The organism is Ochrobactrum chromiisoli (assembly GCF_026241335.1).
GTDB classification, from domain to species: Bacteria; Pseudomonadota; Alphaproteobacteria; order Rhizobiales; family Rhizobiaceae; genus Brucella; species Brucella chromiisoli.
In genome coordinates, this window is the sequence record NZ_JAPHAV010000006.1 from 130,819 (window position 1) to 148,348 (window position 17,530).

Consider the following 17,530-nt stretch of genomic DNA (forward strand, 5'->3'; position numbering starts at 1 on the left):
GGAAATGCTCTAAAGCTTGGGTCTTGCTGCGGGTGATTGTTCCAGATCTTTCAAAAACTCGTTCAGTGACTGGCCACCCTGTCCGTTCAAATTCGCAGGCGGCGCGCTTTCCACATCAGGCTTTTGCGCCTCTAGAGCCTCTCTGGCGGCCTGTTCCCGCGCCTGCGCTTCTGCCTTAAGCCGCGCTTCTTCCTGCAACCGCAAGCGCTCACGTTCCTGCGCGTCCGACAAAAAGAGGTCCAGTTGCCGCCGCAAACGCTGCTTTTCCATAATGCTGGCCTGCATCGCCTCGACCCGTTCCTGTTCACGCTCGAGCGCGCGCTGTGTCAGAAACTGCACGAGCGGCTGACGGTCAATGCTGACTGACGGATCATCGTAAGTTCCACCAACAACATATCGCAGACTGGCCGCACCGGCGGTATCCGTACCGTTGGCACCATCGAAAGCAAAGCTGCCATTGCCGCTTAGTCCCAATGTCGAAAGATCAATCTGCATATCGCCGGCAAAAAGCGTATCACCGCTTCTTAGATTGATGGGTCCCACCCGCACGATACCGCCTGCAATGGAGAAGTCGATCTTGCTGTTTCCTGCTGCAAAACGTCCCTTTCCAGATGCAGCCTCGGCAATGGAAACGAATTGCTTTGCATCCACCTGGGCGCCGCCTGATGGCTTGTCTGCAATCGTGTCAGCAGCCTTGAGCATTTCTGGAAAGGCTGTGGGATCAACGCCATTGATGACGAAATTCTCAACATCAACACTGCCAGATCCAGTCAGAGAGGCAACAAGTTCGGCCATGCTGGAACCGCTGCCGTTCAACGTCATGGCGGCCTTCGTTCCGCCCGCAAAAGGAGCGCCGCTCTCAGGCCGATAAATATTGACGAGGTCCGCCCCGCTCCATTTGAGGTCAGAATTCAGCAATGCAGCCTTGTCATTGTTGCGCAATGAGACATTGCCCACCAGATAGCCGCCTGCCCAGTTTCCCGTCAGCTCATTGAGACTAAGCTGATCCATACCCTTCTGGAGCCGCGTGGAAAAATCAGAAATGGTACCGAAACTGCCCATTTCAGCCTGCGCAACATTTAACTTCATATCCAGAAGCAGCGGCAGCGACGGGCGCACCGAAAAACTACCCATCGGCCAGATGGACTTCTTGCTGTTCCGCGAAGGCTCCAATGCGTCCTGCCCAAGCATAATGGCAGCCAGACTGTCCAAATCGAGCGAAGCAAGCTTGGCCTCGCCCTTGATTTGCGGCAATCCGCTATCGGCAAAATTGGCTTCGAGCCGTGCGCTCACATCGTCTCCGCCGAGCTTACCGGCAAAGTTCGGAAACCGTAACAAGCCTTTGGCAAACTGGAAATCGCTGGACAGATCAGCAGACAAGCCTTCGCCAAATCCCGGCAATGTATAGCCTGCCGTCGCAATGAATGGCTGCAGATCGGCCGATTTTATACTGGCCTTGCCGCTTGCAGCAATATCTCCGCCAACCAGCGACAGAATACCATCGGCGAGCGCTGTTCCGTCGGGCGCAGTCAATTTGAGTTGCGTGCGCATGCCGGCACTTGGCGCGCCCTGCATCGTCAGATCAGCGGTGAGTTCGCCCGCCAGCCCAAGCGGCAATGACGGCACGCCAAGCAAAGCAAGAACGGTTTCGCCATTTTGCGATGTGGCCGTTCCGTTCAACTGCATCTGCATCGGATCGCTCTCGGAACTGCCGCCGCTCGTTGTACCGGAGAGATCAAGTTTCATCCCACCCGCTTTGCCGGTCACACTAAATGAGGCTTCACCGCCCTTCGCGGGTGCTTTCGTGGGCGTTTCTTTGGTGCGCGCGCCCTTATCCTTGCCTGTTGCACGCACTGGCGCACCATCGCCGCTTGGAGCCGCAACGGCATTGGCTATGATATTTATCTGCGTATCATCAAACAGCCCCGGATAGTTGTCAGCACGTGCGGAAAGTGATCGTAAAAGTGGGATTTGCGGGTGACGATGCGCGGCCAATGTCAGAAAATGCGACAAATCAGCAGAAAGCAAAGTCGCATCAAGCGTACCTGAAGGTGCGGTGGCAAACGGTTCATAGGAGCCGGTGGCCGTCAGGGTTGTGCCCGCAACATCACTGATCAGCAGCCGGTCAAAATCAAAACGACCATTATGAACACGAACCGCAAGATCGACGGCACCCGCCTCCATGTCCTCATACTGAACCGGACCTGCTTTAAACGTAATATCAAGCGCTTGGCCACCAAGGGAAGCCATGCCCTGTCCGCTTGAGAAAAACCCGATAAATGCACGTAATGCGTTGCTGTCTACCGCACCGCCATCAAGGCGAAGCGTGATCGCGGGATCAGCCGAGCCGATAACCTGCCGCAGGAAACTACCTTTAAGCGCGGTTTTTCCCATGCCGATCTCAAGATCGTCAATGCTCTGCACACCTTCGCGCAGATTGACCTTGCCGGAGAACCCGACGCTATCAAGTTTACGGATCGATTCATCAACCGTTTCGTTGAGCCAGGAAGCAAGCCCGGAGGGCTGACGCGATGCCACAAGCATATCGCCCTCAAAACCGAAATCCCGCCCGACCGAGAGCTTGCCCTTGGCTTCAACCTTTGTCCGGCCCGGCAGATCAGCCGCAAACTGCCGAATATTCCAGCGATTGCCATCAGGCTCCGCACTGATCATGACCGAACGAATCGTGGTGCCGCCGGCAATCACTGCTGGCAGGCGCAAATCGACATTGCCCGGCATTCCGGGAATAGGCAGTTGCTCAAGCACGCGCCGCACCAGAGCCAGCCGTTCATTCACCGGAACAGGCGCAGCCAGCTGATCGACCGTCGTCTCAACCGGCCCCCAGAAAATCTGCTGCCCATCAGCGCTGATTTCAAAATGCGGCTTATCACCATAATCGATCAAAGCCTTGCCATTCACTACATATGGATTATCGGCAGGCCCCTGCTCCATACGAAATTCGCTGGCATCAAAACGGCTTCGATCAGCATCAAACTTACCGCTTACGCGCAGGTCACTGAAAAACGGCTTCTCAGTGGCAAGTTTCTGATTTTGACCAGTTGGAGAAACCGCATCGGCAGAACGCAACGAAAAATTGCCGGCATAGTTCAGCCGACCCTCATCAAGCGTGATGTCGCCATCCGTTTCAAACGATGCCGGCATGGCTTCAGGAGAAATCCGCGCACGCAGGCGCAAGGAACCCTCTGGCTTTGCTTCACCGCTGTTAAGATCAAGTGCGAACTTCTGACCTTCAATGAAAAGCGAACCCGTCGCCTGCCACGGCCCCGCGAGAGTATTGGCCGACAGCACAGCATTGATTGCAGTTGCCGCATAAGAACGACCGCTTGCTCTGTCAGCCAGCGTCGCAGTACCGTCAGTGATCGAAAGCCGCTCGATCTTGATTTTCGACGGATCAATCGGCGTTGAAGGACGGATTGCCCAGTCAACCTTACCGGCCTTATCCAGCGAAATGTTAACATTCGGGCGGTCAACCCGCATATCGAAGATCAAAAGCTCGCCGCGCAGAAACGGCATCAACTCCGCATCCATCGAAAACGTATCGACCGTCATGACCGGATGCGCGCTATCTGCACCCACACGCACATCAGAAAAAGCCACCGATGGAAAGGGCAGAAGCCGCGCACTGACATCGCCGGCCACATGAACCGGGCGACCGAGAATCTGGCTCGCCTCACGTTCAAACTCGGCACGATAGCCGCTCCAGTCGACAAATGGCGGCACGACCAGCGCTGCTGTCAAAAGCAGCACCAGCAGCCCACCAACGATGACGAATATGCGGCCCAAACGACGCTCCGATAAAATGCTTAATGCGCGCCGCATGAAACAAATGCTGAATCACGCGGTCTTTATCGGTGCAACATAACGGCATCGTTCCGGCGATAACAAGGCAAATTGCTTTTCACTGAAACGATTCATGAGCGATATTGAATCGCCTTCTCAAAAAGGCGGCTCAATTCACTGATTTGAATCATCAAATCAGAATTTTTCCGGGATTCATGATATTATCCGGATCAATCGCTTTCTTGATCATCCGCATGTAATCGATCGCTTCACCAAGCTCCATCGCGAGGTACTTCATCTTGCCCTGCCCGATGCCGTGTTCGCCCGAACACGTGCCTTCCATGGCGATTGCGCGCTTGACCAGACGATCCATGAAATCTTCGGCGCGCTCCATCTCCGCTGCATCATCCGTATCAAGCAGCAAAAGAAGATGGAAATTGCCGTCACCAACATGGCCAACGATAGGCGCGATAAGACCACTTTCAGCCAGATCTTTTTCCGTTTGCGCAATGCAATCCGCAAGCCGTGAAATCGGCACACACACGTCAGTCGAAACACCTTTTGCACCGGGACGCAGCAGGAAGGATGCAAGATAGGCATCGTGCCGCGCACGCCAGAGCCGGTCGCGTTCTTCGGGGTCGTTGGTCCAGCGGAACTCTCCGCCACCATTTTCTACGGCTATCTCACCAAAGATTTCGGCCTGTTCAGCGACGCCGGTTTCCGTGCCGTGAAACTCAACGAACAGATAAGGCTGCGCCTCATAAGGGAGTTTGGAATGCAAAATCAACGCTTCCATCTGAAGCTTGTTGACGAGTTCAATACGTGCAACAGGAATGCCCATCTGGATGGTTTCAATCACCGCGCGGCAGGCCTTCTCAATATCCGGAAACGGGCAGATGCCGCCCGATACCGCCTGCGGTATCCCCTGAAGCTTCAGGGTTAGCTCGGTGATGATACCGAGTGTCCCTTCAGAGCCAATCAGAAGCCGTGTCAAATCATAGCCTGCAGCGGTCTTCTTCACGCGCTTGGAGGTTTCAATCAGGCGGCCATCGGGCATAACAGCTTTGAGCGCCAGCACGTTCTCACGCATAGTGCCATAACGCACCGCATTGGTGCCGGACGCGCGCGTCGAAGCCATGCCGCCAAGCGTGGCATTCGCACCCGGATCAATGGGAAAGAAAAGCCCGGTATCGCGCAAATATTCGTTGAGTTCGCGACGTGTGACCCCCGGCTCGATAACGCAATCTAGATCTTCCGCATGAACTTTCAAAACGCGGTTCATCTGTGTAAGATCAATTGACACACCACCCGCAGGCGCATTCACCTGACCTTCAAGCGAAGAACCGGCACCAAAGGCAATCACCGGCACCTTATGCTCCGCACAGATGCGGACAACATCCTGCACGTCCTGCGTATTCTGCGCAAAAATAACGATATCAGGTGCCTGTGTCGGCACATAGGTCGTCGTATGGCCATGCTGTTGGCGGATTGCCTGCCCGGTCTGCGCGCGCTCACCAAATCGCTGTTTCAGGATTGCAACTGCGGCAGCAATGCCCTCCTCATTACGCTGAAGGGCAACCACATTCTGAAGCGACATTGTTCATTCTCCGTATTTCAAATTATGCAGCGCTCAAAGCCAGCGCGATGGGATCCTGCCCCAGATGCTCGGCAATCGCCCGCACAACAAGATTGTGATCTTCACGCTGCGGCAGACCGGAAACAATCGCTGCTCCCATCACCCCTGCACCTGTCACATGGATCGGAAAACCACCGCCCGCCAGCGCATAATCGGCAACATCAAGTGCCTTGTGAGCAGCAAACATCTTGTCGTCGCGGTTCTGTTCCAGAACAAGGCGATAGCTCGACGCTTGAAACCTGCGCACGACATTGAACTTGCGGCGCAGCCACTCACTGTTGTCCACAGTTGTTCCAGCCGTTGCAGCAAAGAACAGGCGACGATCCCAGAGCGAAATATCAATGGCAACTGAAAGCTTCTGCTTAATGGCCAGATCACGGATGCGCTGGCCCAGCGAAAACGCGTCATTCTCGTTGAAAGATGTGAAAATCAGCGCCTGTTCCTGCCGGATGATCTGCTTGATATCGTCGCGCTGCGGCATGATCCTTTTTCTCCCGAAAACTCTCGTAGCGTTCTTTTGCGCCCTCAATCACGTGATTGCAACAGATGAACCCTGCCTTCAAACTTGATTGATCGCGCGCGAAGCGCTAGTGGAGCCTTATGGCTGAGAACCCCAACATCGACATACCTGCTCAAGACGACCGGATACCGGAGTTTATTGAAACTGCCGTCTTTAAACGTGATGTGTTTTCCGAAACCCGCGCGGGCTATTTTATCGGCGATCCTGAAACGCGCATCATCCGCCGCGTGGTCAGCGCAGCACCTTGGTGGTCAAAGCCGCTGGCCTGGATTTTGGCGCGACGCGAAATCCGTGGCCTGAAAACAGTACGCGGCATCGAAGGCGTTCCACAGCTTCTTTATACTGATCGCGACGGGCTTTATCGTTCCTGGACCGAAGGCACCCCGCTGCATCTTGCGCGGCCCTCCGATCCCAAATGGTATCGCACAGCGCATCGAATCCTACGCGACATGCGCCGCATGGGGGTCACCCATAACGATCTCGCCAAGCCGCAAAACTGGCTGATGACACCGGAAGGCGAAGCTGCGGTCATCGATTTCCAGCTTGCAAGTGTGCATCGTCGTCGCGGCGCTTTCTACCGGCTGCTCGCCTATGAGGATTTCCGCCATCTGATCAAGCAGAAGCGCGCCTTTGCTGCCGATCTGATGACGCCGACGGAAAAGCGCATTCTGGCGCGCCGTTCGCTGCCATCGCGCATCTGGCTCGCAACCGGCAAGAAGGTCTATAATTTCGTCACCCGTGGCATCTTCAATTGGTCAGACGGTGAAGGCACAGGCGACCGCATCGACAATGAAGGCCCAGCCATCATGGCAGCCCTCAAGTCTGATCCACGCGTGAAAGATGTGGCGCTGGCGCTTTATTCGCTGCCCGCAAAGGGCGTTGGCCTTTATGCTTTCGTTGAAACGCTCAATGCGGACGAAAAAAGTCTGCGTGCGCGGCTCAAGGGCACCAAGCTTGAACTCATCCAGCCGGTTGCACATTTGCCGCGCCGGGCCGATGGAACGATCCGCGACGATATTCTGCGGCTGATCGCCATGAACCAGATGACTGAGCTCGACGACCTTCTAAGCCGCGAGCCGGAAATGCGCGATCTTGTCGAGGCACTTGCTTCGCATCGGCTCAATTTCACGGATCGCCGCGTAACTCAACTCGAATAGTTTCACGCTTTCGCTGGTTTTTCATCGGCGAATCACTACATTCGGTAGCAATGTCCGATTTCCCTGATGATATGCCGTTCTTCGGCGATGAAACACCAACTGACCGCGCCCCCGCGACAGGCAGCATTGCCGCACGCGCCATGGCAGCGCGCAACCAGCAACGTGGCGAACCTGATTATTTAAAGGGTCTCAACCCTGAACAGCGTCAGGCCGTCTTGACCACAGAGGGTCCGGTTCTGGTTCTCGCGGGTGCAGGCACTGGCAAAACCCGCGTTCTCACCACCCGCATTGCGCATATTCTGACAACCGGCCTCGCCTATCCGAGCCAGATTCTCGCCGTGACCTTCACCAACAAGGCTGCACGCGAGATGAAAGAGCGTATCGGCCATCTGGTTGGCGGCGCTGTGGAAGGTATGCCGTGGCTTGGCACGTTCCACTCCATCGGCGTAAAACTGCTGCGCCGCCACGCTGAACTGGTCAATCTCACATCTGATTTTACCATTCTTGATACGGATGATGTGATCCGCCTGATCAAACAGCTCATTCAGGCTGAAGGTCTGGATGACAAGCGCTGGCCTGCCCGCACCTTCGCCAATATGATCGATGGCTGGAAAAACAAGGGCTTTGGTCCTGCCGATATTCCGGAAGGCGATGCGCGTTCGTTTGGCAACGGAAAAGGCCGTGAACTTTATCAAGCCTATCAGGAACGGCTACGCACGCTGAACGCCTGTGACTTTGGTGATCTGCTGCTGCATCCGATCCGCATCTTCCGCAATCACCCGGATATCCTGCGCGAATACCACGCGAAATTCCGTTATATTCTGGTCGACGAATATCAGGATACCAACACCGCGCAATATATGTGGCTGCGGCTTCTCGCCCAGCGACCGCAATCGCGAAACGCAGCACCTGTGCCATTTGCGGCAGACGGCCCACAAGCGCCATCAGGCGCGAGCGAAAACAAAGTGAATCTGTGTTGCGTGGGCGATGACGATCAGTCGATCTATGGCTGGCGCGGTGCGGAAGTGGACAACATCCTCCGCTTTGACAAGGATTTTCCGGGTGCGGTCGTTATCAAGCTTGAACGTAACTATCGCTCGACGGCCCATATTCTGGGCGCCGCAGCACATCTGATTGCACACAATGAAGGCCGCCTCGGCAAGACGCTTTTCACGGAAGCGCCCAATCCAGACGATCCTCGGGTAAAAGTGCACGCGGCATGGGATTCCGAAGAAGAAGCCCGCGCCGTTGGCGAGGCCATCGAACAGGCGCAGCGTCAGGGTCATCTGCTCAACAATATGGCAATCCTCGTGCGTGCATCTTTCCAGATGCGCGAGTTCGAAGATCGCTTCGTCACGCTTGGCCTCAATTACCGGGTTATCGGCGGTCCGCGCTTTTATGAGCGCCTCGAAATCCGTGACGCCATGGCCTATATGCGCGTGGTTGCGCAGCCTGCCGACGATCTGGCACTTGAGCGCATCATCAACACACCAAAGCGTGGCCTTGGTGAAGCGGCAATCCGCCAGATTCACGATTATGCCCGTGCGCGCGACATCTCGATGTTTGCCGCTGCTTGTGATCTGGTTGAAACCGAAGAGTTAAAGCCAAAGCCACGTTCAGCGCTGCGCGAAGTGGTCGATAATTTCCGCCGCTGGCAGTCGCTTCTCGACAATACACCCCATACAGAACTTGCCGAAACCATTCTCGACGAGTCCGGCTACACCGCCATGTGGCAGAACGATAAGTCAGCAGAAGCGCCGGGACGCCTCGAAAACCTCAAGGAACTGATCCGTTCCATGGAAGACTACGAGAGCCTGCGCGGCTTTCTTGAACACGTTGCGCTCGTCATGGATGCCGAGAAAAATGAGGACATGGATGCCGTCAACATCATGACGCTGCATTCGGCTAAGGGTCTGGAATTTGAAACCGTCTTCCTGCCCGGCTGGGAAGAAGGGCTGTTTCCACATCAGCGCGCACTGGACGAAGGGGGGCGCTCAGGTCTCGAAGAAGAGCGCCGCCTCGCTTATGTTGGCGTCACGCGTGCCAAGAAAAACCTGCATATCTGGTTTGTTTCCAACCGCCGTATTCATGGCATGTGGCAATCGACCATCCCGTCACGCTTTCTGGAAGAGCTTCCTGAAGCACATGTCGAAGTGGCTGAAATGGAAGGCAATTACGGCGGTTATGGCAATAGCGGTTACGGGCAATCGCGCTTCGACAAGGCCGATCCGTTCCAGAACTCCTATTCGACACCCGGCTGGCAGCGCGCGCAGCAGAACCGCTCGGAAGCGACACGCAACAACTGGGGCTCGCGCTCCGGTGCCAATGTTGAACGCATTGGCTATGGCGAAACGGATTCAGGTTTCGGTGCGGGGCGTGGTTCTGTCAAAGGCCGTATGATTGACGGTGAACTGGTTGCAAAGTCGGTGGCTGACAAGCCGTCAGCCTTCTTCGTCGGCGACCGCGTGTTTCATATCAAATTTGGCAACGGAACAGTCGCGACAATCGATGGCAATAAGCTGACCATCGACTTTGACAAAGCCGGACAAAAGCGCGTTCTCGACAGCTTTGTTCAGCGCGCTTAAGTTTGAATAGACAGGAAGCCGGAGATTACTCCGGCTTTCCTTTTTCCCAGGTCACATCCCCCTTGAACAGCGGAACGGTTGAGAGTGCAGTCTTGGCCGAACCATCCTGAACCTGTGTCGCATGAGCGAGATAGAGCAGTGTGTTGTTTTTCTGGTCATAAATGCGGGTGATGACCAGCTTTTTCCAGATCAGGCTGGTGCGCTCCGAAAACACGCGCTCTCCGCCTTTACCAAGCTTGATGTCACCGATCGTAATCGGGCCAGACTGCTCGCAGGAAATCGAGGCATTGGATGGGTTTTCAAACCAGTTGCCCTTCTGCAAACGGTCGATAACGCCGCGTGAAAACGACGCCAGATAACAGGTTACGCCCTTTACTTTCGGGTCCTGAACCGCATCAATCACAACATCATTGCCCAGCCAGTCAACGCCGACCTGACCAACCTCCGCCGCCGATACGGCAGCAGAAGCGCCAAGCAGCAGCATTGGAGCAACAAACAACCCGGCAAGCTTATTCAATTTAGACATGAGAAATCTCCAGCAACTTCAACCTGGAAAGTGGAGAAGCGAACGAGTCATTGCAAGAGAGCAATGCCTAAACGCTCCATTTTTCAAGAAAAGCTTCGATGTCAAGCGTCTGAATATCAGGGACTGCCTCATAAAGCTTTTCCACCGGCCAGTCCCACCAGCAAAGCGCGAGCAATCTTTCAATAATCTTATCATCAAAACGCTTGCGAATGACGCGGGCTGGAACACCACCCACAACGTGATATGGCGCCACATCTTTTGTCACCACGGCATTCGCGCCAATCACCGCGCCATGGCCGATGCGCACGCCCGGCGTAATGACGGCACCATGGCCAATCCACACATCATTGCCAATGGTGACGCGCTTTGCCTGCCGTCTGGCGCGGAATTCACCATCGACACCCAGATAGCGAAAATATTCATTGGGCCGATAGCTCACCTTATGCGTGGTCAATCGTTCCATAGGATGCTCAAGCGCGTTAATCCGCACATTGGCAGCAATAGAGCAGAACTTGCCGATCTCGGCGTAAATGCCCTCACCGTTTCGCTCGAAATAGGTGAAGTCGCCAACCGTCACTTCACGCAAATTCACCCGTTCACCAATATCGGCATAACGACCGAGTTTTGACGATTTCAACTGGGCGGTCGAATGAATACGTGGTTCGCTATTCTGGAAGCGAAGGTCTTCACCCTGCGTCATTTCAAAACTTTCTGAAATCTTTGTACTCTGCTAGACTGACACGATCATTCCAACATAAGGTGCATCTGTTAAAGAAGCGCTGTCCTGTTGGAGATCGGCGTAGATCTACAAATAGCGCGCCTATGTGCGATAAATGCAAAACAAAATTCAAGGCTGACTGAATATGCAAAAATTCCTGCCCATCTTCATTGTTGCCTTCATCGTCGTGATCGTCGGCGCTGCTGGCTTCAACATGATCCGTGACAGAAATGCAGCAAACGAGCCATTTGGTGGCCCGTTCAACCTCGTCACCATGGACGGGAAGCCTTTTACCGAAAAAGACCTGCGCGCGACGCCGTCCGCCATTTTCTTTGGCTTCACCCATTGCCCGGATGTCTGTCCGACAACGCTTTACGAGCTGGATGGCTATTTGAAACAGCTTGGCCCGGAAGCCGCAGACATAAAAGCCTATTTCATTTCAGTTGACCCGGAGCGCGACACACAGGAAATCATGAAAACCTATGTGAGCAACGTGTCTGACCGTATTATCGGCATCACCGGCACACCTGAAAATGTTGCTGATGTGGTCAAGTCCTTCCACATCTATGCCAAGAAAGTTCCGACCGAAGACGGCGAATATACTGTCGATCACACTGCATCGGTGTTCCTTCTCGACAAGGGTGGACGCTTCCGCGGAACCATCGCTTATCAAGAAAACCCGGATACGGCTCTGGAAAAATTGAAGAATCTGGCCAAAGGCCGCACAAACGAGTAAACAGGGCTTCCAATTCGATTTGAGAGCTTATTATCCATGCCCCAGTCACGACTCTTCTTTTCGGCCGACAAGACGGAAGCCGAACGAATCTACAACATCCTCGAAGTCGCATTCGAGGATGACGGCTTTCCGGTCGCAATCACCGAGATTGATGAGGACCGCCAGATATTCGAAGTTTCCGTCTATACAGAAGATGAAGCGGATGAGCTTGCAGCCCGCATAGGTTCACTCGTAGGAAACGACAAGTTCGAAACAGAAGAACTCCCGGACATTGATTGGGTCACCCATTCACTCGAAGGCCTCAAGCCTGTTCGCGCAGGTCGTTTTTTCGTTCATGGCTCGCATGATCGCGACAAACTGCAATCCGCTGACATCCCGATTTTGATTGACGCGGGCTTGGCTTTTGGTACGGGCCACCACGGCACCACATCCGGTTGCCTTGAAATGATCGAAGAAGTAGTTGAGCGGGAGCATCCAACCAACGCGCTTGATCTGGGCACTGGCAGCGCTGTGCTGGCAATTGCGATCGCCAAGCTTGCACCGATCCCGGTTCTTGCCACCGATATTGACCCCATTGCCGTCACCGTCGCCGCTGAAAATACAGTTCTCAATAACGTAAGCGAACATGTCATCACCGCGACTGCTGAAGGTTTCGACCACCCGATCTTCCGCTCCTACACGCCGTTTGATCTGATCGTCGCCAATATTCTGGCCAATCCGCTGATTGAACTTGCACCGTCGTTGAAATCGCATCTGGCTCCAAGCGGCTCTATCATCCTGTCAGGCATTCTCGACAGCCAGCACGATATGGTGCTCGCCGCCTATCAGGCGCAGGGCCTCACACATATCAAAACGCTGCATCGTTCAGGCTGGGTCACAATTCATCTGAAATAACGCAGTTTCCTTATTTTTTACGAGTTACGCTCATGGCTTTTCAGACTTTTGATGTAACGACCGATCCGGCCAATGGCGCGCCACGCGTGGCTATGCTGCGTGAAAAACTTGCCGAACAGGGTCTCGACGGCTTTCTCGTTCCGCGTGCCGATGAGCATCAGGGCGAATATGTGCCGCCCCGTGCGCAGCGTCTCGGCTGGCTCACAGGCTTTACCGGTTCGGCAGGGGCAGCCCTTATCCTGAAAGATGCCGCCTATATTTTCATCGATGGGCGTTATGAGTTGCAGGTTCGCAATCAGACAGATGGCAACGTGTTTTCTTATGAAAGCCTTGTCACCAATCCGCCTGCAAGCTGGCTTCTTGAGCACGGCAAAGGTCTGACGATTGGCTTTGATCCATGGTTGCACACGATTTCCGAAGCAACAGCTTTGCGTGAAGCACTCGAAAATCAAGGCGGTAAACTTGTGCCGGTTGCGCATAATCTGGTTGATCTCATCTGGGATAATCAGCCAGAAGCCCCTCTTGCGCCCGTTACCATCCAGCCGGCCCGCTTTGCCGGACATGAAGCGCAAGACAAGATCAAGGAGATGCAAAAAGCGGTAACAGCGGCGGGAGCAAGCGCAACCGTTCTAACCGACCCTTCATCGGTTGCCTGGGTGTTCAACATTCGCGGCAAGGATGTCTCCAACACACCTCTGCCATTAAGCTTTGCAATCATCCCGGCAGAGGGTGAGCCTGAACTCTTCATTGACGAGCGCAAGCTTGCCATTGAACCGCGCGCCTATCTCACACAGCTCGCCAAACTCTGTGAACCCGCCAAGTTGGAAGGCCACCTGAGCGCACGTGCAGCAAAGGGTGAAACCATTCTGCTTGATCCGGCACTTGCCGCTGAAAAGCTCCGCCTCGCGGTGGATGCTGCTGGCGGTCATGTCATTCATGGTAAAGACCCGGCCCGCCTGCCCCGCGCAATCAAGAACAAGGCCGAGCTTGACGGTTCTCGCGCAGCGCATGAACGTGACGGCGTGGCTATGGTCAACTTTCTGTCCTGGCTCGACGAACAAAACCCCGGCACGGTTGATGAAATCTCGGCGGCGCAAAAGCTGGAGCAAAGCCGCGACAAGGCTGGTCGCGATTTCCAGATGCCGCTCGAAGATATTTCATTTGATTCGATTTCCGGCGCAGGTCCCGACGGCGCGATCATCCATTACCGCGTTAACACGAACACCAATCGCAAGCTCAACGATGGCGAGTTGTATCTGATCGATTCCGGCGCACAATATCGCGATGGCACGACAGACATCACGCGCACAGTTGCAATCGGGACAGTGACGCCAGAAACGATCCGCTCTTTCACACTCGTTCTCAAAGGCATGATTGCGATCACCACCGCCCGTTTTCCAAAAGGGACGCGCGGACAGGACATTGATGTGCTGGCGCGTATCGCACTCTGGAAGCAGGGCTTCGACTACGCACACGGCACCGGTCATGGCGTCGGCAGTTATCTCTCTGTCCATGAAGGCCCGCAGAGCATTTCAAAAAAAGGCGCACACGAGCTTCTGCCCGGTATGATCCTTTCCAATGAACCGGGCTATTACAAGCCGGGCGCTTATGGCATCCGCATTGAAAACCTGATCATTGTAAAGGAAGCGGAAGTGCCCGCAGGCGGCGAACTGCCAATGATGAGCTTTGAGACGCTCACCTTCTGCCCCATCGACCGTCGCCTGATCGACAAATCACTGCTCACGCCGGAAGAGCTTGATTGGCTCAACGCCTACCATGTAAGCGTGCGTGAGAAGCTGATCGGCCATCTCGAAGGCGCTCAGGTCGAATGGCTGGAAAAAGCGACTGCGCCGCTTTAAGCCGGAAAGAAATGGCGCAGCGTGATTAACAGCGCTGCGCACGCAAAAAAACAGCGTCATCATGCTGACACGCAGCGAAAGCAACAAGCAGCAACATTTCAGCATCACCTATCAGAATACGTGATGAATCGATGCATTATTCGGATGCTTGCGGAACAGTGCCTTCGATCTTCTTGATCCAGTCGATCAGTGGGCGTGCCTGCTCGGCAAATTTGACCAACCGATCGGCAAGGTCGGCGCGGGTAATGCTATCGGGATCGATTTCGAGGCGAACAGCAAAATGCCGGTTGCGAATGGCTTCAAGAAGATCGGCATCCGCTACAGTTTCAAAACCACGCGGCGTGCGCTTCAACCGATCATGATCGCTGATTTGCAGGCCATGCTTCTTAAGCTTTGCCACGACCGCACGATACGCATCCGGCTTTTCGACAATCGCTTTGCGGATAGCTTGCAGAAGCTCTTTCTTCGGCCCCCACCATGCAACACCTGCATAGCAATCGCGCACACCCGGCAAACCGATACAGACATAAAAGCAGCCGCTTTCATCCCATTTTGTGCCCGAATTGGACAGAAGGGCCGACAGATGCCGGTTATACGGAGCCTTGTCATGAGAGAAGCGCGTGTCCCGCTTGATGCGGAACTGTGACTTCACACGATCACCCTTGAACGGCAATCCGGCCTTTTCAAAACGCGCCGTCAGTTCTTCAACCAGATCACCAAGCGGCCCTTTCAGATGCTCTTCAAACAGGTCCTTGTTTTCAACAAACCATTCGCGGTTTTGATGAAAATCGAGCGCCTTCAAGAACGGAATAGCCTTGTCGCCAAAGCCCTTGAACGGAGCCATCAGCCTTCTCCAACCAGTTGAAGCCATGCATCTTCATCAATGACTTCGATGCCAAGTTCCGATGCTTTTGCAAGCTTTGAGCCAGCCCCCGGCCCTGCCACAACAAGATCCGTCTTCTTGGAAACAGACCCTGCCGTCTTGGCACCGTGACGCTCGGCCATGGCTTTTGCTTCATCACGTGACATGCGTTCAAGGCTACCCGTAAACACCACTGTCTTGCCCTCAACCGGCGATCCGGTTGCCACGCGGGCAACTTCATCAAGAGGCGTGACTTCATCAAGCAACGCTTTCAAGACCTGCACGTTATGCGGCTCGGCATAAAAATCGACCACCGCTTCCGCTACAATCGAACCAATGCCTTCAACTGAAATGAGATCCTGCCAGGCTTCATTGCCTTTATCGCTTCGGTCCCCCTCTTTTGGCGGGACTGCGGTTTTGGCTGCCTCAGCAAACTTGTCATAGCTGAGATAAGCCTTGGCAAAGCGCTTGGCGTTCACTTCGCCAACATGCCGGATACCAAGACCAAACAGGAAGCGATGCAAGGCAATCTCACGTCGGCCATTGATTGCGTCATAGAGCTTCTTCACGGAAACCGCACCAAAGCCCTCAATATTTTCGAGTTTCTTGAGCGACTTAGACTGACGAGCCTGTAGCGTGAAAATATCAACAGGGGATTTGATTTTCAGACTGTCATCGTCCGCATGGAAGAAGAACTCGACCTGCTTCTCGCCAAGGCCCTCAATATCGAAAGCATTGCGCGATACGAAATGGCGAATGCGCTCCACCACTTGCGCAGCACAGGTCAGACCACCTGTGCAACGATAAACCGCCTCACCCTCCTCGCGCACGGCATGACTGCCACAGACAGGACACACATGCGGGAAATGGAACTCCTCAGCATCGGCGGGACGCTTTTCCAGCACCACATCGACAATCTGCGGAATAACATCGCCAGCACGCTGTACGATCACCGTATCGCCGATGCGAATGTCGTGACCATCCTCGCGAATACGTTCACCCTTGAGACCAATGCCCTTGATATAATCTTCATTATGCAGCGTGGCGTTGGTCACAACCACGCCACCAACAGTAATCGGCTCAAGGCGTGCAACGGGTGTCATTGCACCCGTCCGCCCGACCTGAACATCAATGTCGCGCAGAATGGTGGTTGCCTGTTCTGCCGGGAATTTGTGCGCTATCGCCCAGCGCGGACTGCGCGAGCGAAAGCCAAGCCGCGTTTGCAGATCCAGCCGATCCACCTTGTAGACAACACCGTCGATGTCGTAATCAAGCTTGGCGCGTTCAAGGCCAATCGCCCGATAATGCGCGATCAGCTCATCGGCACTGTGCATTCGTTTCGTTAACGGATTGACCGGAAAACCCCACTCACGAAAAACCTCGACCATGCCGTGTTGCGTATCCGCCGGCATCTCCGACATTTCGCCCCAGGCATAGGCAAAGAACCTGAGCTTGCGGCTGGCCGTCACTTTCGCATCCAACTGTCTCAACGACCCAGCGGCTGTGTTGCGCGGATTGACGTATGTTTGTTTGCCCTCGGCAACCATCTGCTCATTGAGTGCAAGGAAGTCGCTCTTGGCCATATAGACCTCGCCGCGCACTTCAACGACCGCCGGCACACCTGCCGGAAGCTTATTGGGAATCTCGCTGATGGTGCGGATATTGGCAGTTACATTTTCGCCAGTCGTGCCATCACCACGGGTCGCGGCACTGACAAGAACGCCATTTTCATAGCGAATCGACATGGAAAGCCCGTCAATCTTCGGCTCTGCGGTGAAGGCAATGGAATTATCCGGCAATTGCCCGAGAAAACGATAAACGCTGCCGACAAAATCGCGCACGTCTTCATCAGAAAACGCATTGCCAAGTGACAGCATCGGACGTGCATGAACGATTTGTGCGAATTTGGAAACAGGTGCTGACCCAACGCGCAAAGAAGGGCTATCAGGGCGTACCAGATGTGGAAAGCGCGCTTCAATAGCATCGTTAAGACGCTTCAGTGCATCATAATCCGCGTCCGAAATCACCGGTCGGTCATGGGCATGATAAAGCTCATCATGATGAGCAATTTCACGCGCCAGCCGCTCCAGCTCTGCTGCTGCTTCAAGGTCGGTCAGTTTTTCGACGGAGATATCGGACATATGCGTGGCAAAACCTGCTGAATCAATTTTGCCCAACATAACCAAGAAATTGCGCCGCGCCTACAGCCACGCGTGGTTACGAACATGTGCTCCCC

General features: G+C 54.6%; 12 protein-coding genes. 5 read left to right on the plus strand and 7 right to left on the minus strand.

What is annotated here, in order from left to right; all coding sequences use genetic code 11:
- Window positions 1-9: 9 nt before the first annotated feature.
- The 3 genes from OPR82_RS13505 to OPR82_RS13515 all read right to left on the minus strand — a co-directional run bounded on the left by OPR82_RS13505 (window position 10) and on the right by OPR82_RS13515 (window position 5,918).
- Window positions 10-3,804 (minus strand): AsmA family protein, encoded by a 3,795-nt coding sequence (locus OPR82_RS13505; RefSeq protein WP_265985485.1) that lies wholly within the window; start codon window positions 3,802-3,804, stop codon window positions 10-12.
- A gap of 187 nt (window positions 3,805-3,991) precedes the next feature.
- Window positions 3,992-5,398, minus strand: coding sequence for an FAD-binding oxidoreductase (locus OPR82_RS13510; RefSeq protein WP_265985400.1), 1,407 nt, complete (start codon window positions 5,396-5,398; stop codon window positions 3,992-3,994).
- Between the two features lie 22 nt (window positions 5,399-5,420).
- A complete protein-coding gene (locus OPR82_RS13515) occupies window positions 5,421-5,918 on the minus strand; it encodes a heme-degrading domain-containing protein (protein ID WP_265985401.1) in 498 nt (165 codons plus the stop codon).
- A gap of 119 nt (window positions 5,919-6,037) precedes the next feature.
- On the opposite strand from OPR82_RS13515, the gene OPR82_RS13520 reads away from it, so the two are divergent.
- Together OPR82_RS13520 and OPR82_RS13525 are read left to right on the plus strand one after the other, a co-directional pair.
- Window positions 6,038-7,114: a serine/threonine protein kinase gene (locus tag OPR82_RS13520; protein WP_265985403.1), complete on the plus strand. Its 1,077-nt coding sequence runs from the start codon at window positions 6,038-6,040 to the stop codon at window positions 7,112-7,114.
- A 50-nt stretch (window positions 7,115-7,164) separates the two neighbouring features.
- Window positions 7,165-9,699 (plus strand): ATP-dependent helicase, encoded by a 2,535-nt coding sequence (locus OPR82_RS13525; RefSeq protein WP_265985404.1) that lies wholly within the window; start codon window positions 7,165-7,167, stop codon window positions 9,697-9,699.
- 25 nt (window positions 9,700-9,724) lie between these two features.
- On the opposite strand, the gene OPR82_RS13530 is transcribed toward OPR82_RS13525, so the two are convergent.
- The gene (locus tag OPR82_RS13530; RefSeq protein ID WP_265985405.1) at window positions 9,725-10,225 is read right to left on the minus strand and encodes a CreA family protein; all 501 of its coding nucleotides are present in this window, start codon (window positions 10,223-10,225) and stop codon (window positions 9,725-9,727) included.
- Window positions 10,226-10,292: 67 nt separating this feature from the next.
- A complete protein-coding gene (locus tag OPR82_RS13535; protein WP_265985406.1) occupies window positions 10,293-10,925 on the minus strand; it encodes a DapH/DapD/GlmU-related protein in 633 nt (210 codons plus the stop codon).
- Window positions 10,926-11,088: 163 nt separating this feature from the next.
- Between OPR82_RS13535 and OPR82_RS13540 the strand changes: the two genes are divergently transcribed.
- From OPR82_RS13540 to OPR82_RS13550, 3 genes are read left to right on the plus strand one after another with little or no spacing between them, the layout of a single operon-like run.
- A complete protein-coding gene (locus tag OPR82_RS13540; protein ID WP_265985407.1) occupies window positions 11,089-11,679 on the plus strand; it encodes an SCO family protein in 591 nt (196 codons plus the stop codon).
- 36 nt (window positions 11,680-11,715) lie between these two features.
- Window positions 11,716-12,573, plus strand: a complete 858-nt coding sequence (locus OPR82_RS13545) for a 50S ribosomal protein L11 methyltransferase (protein ID WP_265985408.1) — start codon at window positions 11,716-11,718, stop codon at window positions 12,571-12,573.
- Between the two features lie 32 nt (window positions 12,574-12,605).
- Window positions 12,606-14,432, plus strand: a complete 1,827-nt coding sequence (locus OPR82_RS13550) for an aminopeptidase P family protein (protein WP_265985409.1) — start codon at window positions 12,606-12,608, stop codon at window positions 14,430-14,432.
- Between the two features lie 136 nt (window positions 14,433-14,568).
- On the opposite strand, the gene OPR82_RS13555 is transcribed toward OPR82_RS13550, so the two are convergent.
- Both OPR82_RS13555 and ligA read right to left on the minus strand, forming a co-directional pair.
- On the minus strand, window positions 14,569-15,276 hold the full coding sequence (locus OPR82_RS13555; protein ID WP_265985410.1) for a DUF2461 domain-containing protein: 708 nt from the start codon (window positions 15,274-15,276) through the stop codon (window positions 14,569-14,571).
- Window positions 15,276-17,435 (minus strand): NAD-dependent DNA ligase LigA, encoded by a 2,160-nt coding sequence (gene ligA / locus OPR82_RS13560; RefSeq protein WP_265985411.1) that lies wholly within the window; start codon window positions 17,433-17,435, stop codon window positions 15,276-15,278. The genes OPR82_RS13555 and ligA overlap by 1 nt, the downstream gene beginning before the upstream one ends.
- Window positions 17,436-17,530 lie beyond the last annotated feature (95 nt).